General features: G+C 71.2%; 2 protein-coding genes and 1 pseudogene. 1 reads left to right on the plus strand and 2 read right to left on the minus strand.

Translation table 11 applies throughout. From position 1 onward, the window contains the following. Nucleotides 1-116, minus strand: a pseudogene (locus ACFQGU_RS17600) (ribonuclease P protein component); the annotation flags it as partial. Nucleotides 117-142: 26 nt separating this feature from the next. Further along, nucleotides 143-280, minus strand: coding sequence for a 50S ribosomal protein L34 (rpmH, locus tag ACFQGU_RS17605; protein ID WP_386769004.1), 138 nt, complete (start codon nt 278-280; stop codon nt 143-145). Nucleotides 281-907: 627 nt separating this feature from the next. Between rpmH and dnaA the strand changes: the two genes are divergently transcribed. Beyond that, nucleotides 908-2,401, plus strand: a complete 1,494-nt coding sequence (gene dnaA / locus ACFQGU_RS17610; RefSeq protein ID WP_386769005.1) for a chromosomal replication initiator protein DnaA — start codon at nt 908-910, stop codon at nt 2,399-2,401. Nucleotides 2,402-2,560: the final 159 nt, after the last annotated feature.

A 2,560-nucleotide genomic window follows, 5' to 3' on the forward strand; every position in this document is an offset into this window, starting at 1 on the left:
TCGTCCGACGCCAGGTCGAGGTGGACCACGAGGAGGGGCCTTCCGGCCCGCGACCCTCGTCGCACCGTCTCGCTGAAGTCCCGGCTCCGACGCAACCGCGCACTGCGGGGCAGCACGGTCGCGGGGGGATCCGGACGGACCGTCAGGCCGACAGCTCGGTGCGACCCTTGCGGCGGCGCGCCGCGAGGATCGAGCGACCGGCACGCGTGCGCATGCGGAGGCGGAAGCCGTGGGTCTTGGCCCGGCGGCGGTTGTTCGGCTGGTACGTGCGCTTGCTCATCGGGTCGGCTCCGAACCGTCGTGAGGAGGCCAGGGGTCTGGCCGGGCGTGGGTGATCGGCCGGGGCCGATCGGTCTGGCTGCGGTCGGCGGGGATGAGCCCGCCGGCCACCACCGGACGCCGACGCCCCGGCTCCCGGAGGTCTGGGAGGCACGGTGCGCAGGCATGCGGCGGGGGCCGCCGTCGTCGTACCCGGTCTGCGGGACCGCTCCCCACCGAGACGGGGCACAGGTCGTCGCAGGTCAGGACGGACGTCGGCCCGTCCACGGTACGGGTCGTCGCGCGTGGGGGTCAAACCGCGACGACGTGGTCGCGGCCACAGCACCCGCACCCGGCGAACCCCCCATCCTCCCCGGGGCGAGCACGATCTACCGCCCGACACGCCGAGGAACCGCCCGGGCATGGCAGACTCCGGGCCGCACGCCCTGTGGACAACCCCTTGACTCCGGTCCCGAGACCCCGGTTACGGTCCCACTCCACAGGCCATCGGGCCGACGCCCGCTGTCGTTCCACACCTGTGGACGAGCGTGTGGACGCCTGACGGCACCCCGTCCGGCGAGCGGTGCGGCAGCGCGTCTGCCGGGATGACCAGGGCCGCCCCTCCGGGCGGCCGAGACAGGGGACCAACGTGGTGGACGACAGCGCGGTACCGGATCTCGCCGAAGTGTGGGCCCGGGCGCTCGAGTCCCTCGGCGACGCCCTCCCCCCGCAGCAGCGCGCCTTCGTCTCGCTGACCCGTCCGCTCGCCCTCGTCGAGGACACCGCGCTCGTCGCGGCACCCAACGAGTTCACCAAGGACGTGCTCGAGTCCAAGCTCCGCCCGCTCGTCGTGGACGCCCTCTCCCGCACCCTCGGCCGCGAGATCCGGATCGCCGTCACGGTCGACCCGTCGATCGCGCCCAACCTCGACGAGGACGCCACCGACGACCTCGCCGACTCGACGTATGCCGACGCCAATCTCGGCCAGGTCGCGAGCGCTCCCGCACCGGTGATCACACCGGCTCCGGTCCCCGTCGCCGACTCGCCGCCCGCGGTCGACCAGGCCCGACCGGGCACCGGCTCGCCGGGCACGCGCACGGAGGAGGCCAGCCGCCTCAACCCCAAGTACACCTTCGACACCTTCGTCATCGGCTCCAGCAACCGCTTCGCCCACGCGGCCGCGGTCGCCGTCGCCGAGCAGCCGGCCAAGGCGTACAACCCGCTGTTCGTCTACGGCGAGTCCGGCCTCGGCAAGACCCACCTCCTGCACGCCATCGGCCACTACACGCGGACGCTGTACGCCGGCGCCAAGGTGCGCTACGTCAGCTCGGAGGAGTTCACGAACGAGTTCATCAACTCGATCCGTGACGACAAGGCAGCCGCCTTCCAGCGCCGTTACAGGGATGTCGACGTCCTCCTCGTGGACGACATCCAGTTCCTGTCGGGCAAGGTGCAGACGCAGGAGGAGTTCTTCCACACCTTCAACACGCTGCACAACGCCAACAAGCAGATCGTCGTCACGAGCGACCTGCCGCCCAAGCAGCTGCAGGACTTCGAGGACCGCATGCGCTCCCGGTTCGAGTGGGGCCTCATCACCGACGTCCAGCCGCCCGACCTCGAGACCCGTATCGCGATCCTCCGGAAGAAGTCGGCGCAGGAGCGGCTCTCCGCCCCGCCGGACGTCCTCGAGTTCATCGCATCGAAGATCTCGACCAACATCCGCGAGCTCGAGGGCGCGCTGATCCGGGTGACGGCGTTCGCCAGCCTCAACCGCCAGCCGGTCGACCTGCCGCTGGCCGAGGTGGTCCTCAAGGACCTCATCACCGACCAGGCCGGCCCGGAGATCACGAGCTCGATCATCATGATGCAGACGGCGTCGTACTTCGGCGTCTCGGTCGACGACCTCTGCGGCTCGAGCCGCTCGCGGGTGCTCGTCACGGCCCGGCAGATCGCGATGTACCTCTGCCGCGAGCTCACCGACCTCTCGCTGCCCAAGATCGGCCAGGCCTTCGGCGGGCGCGACCACACCACGGTCATGCACGCCGACCGCAAGATCCGCCAGCTCATGGCCGAGCGCCGGTCGCTCTACAACCAGGTCACCGACCTCACCGCGCGGATCAAGAGCACCGCCCGCCAGGGCTGATCCCCTCCCGGGGCCCCGCAACGACCCAGGATGCGCTCCCACCACCCCTTTCGGGTGCCCCACGGCACCCGAAGAGGGCCTCGCCCTCCACTCCGGGGTCCTCCCCACCCTGGGGATAACCCTGTGGAAGGCGCGCCTGACCTGCCCGATGCGCCTCCG

The sequence above is a fragment of the Longivirga aurantiaca genome (assembly GCF_042660085.1).
GTDB lineage: Bacteria > Actinomycetota > Actinomycetes > S36-B12 > CAIYMF01 > Longivirga > Longivirga aurantiaca.

What these genes read in the sequence shown, in the direction of transcription:
- rpmH (WP_386769004.1), bottom strand. Translation starts at nt 280, where the DNA reads ATGAGCAAGCGCACGTACCAGCCGAACAACCGCCGCCGGGCCAAGACC.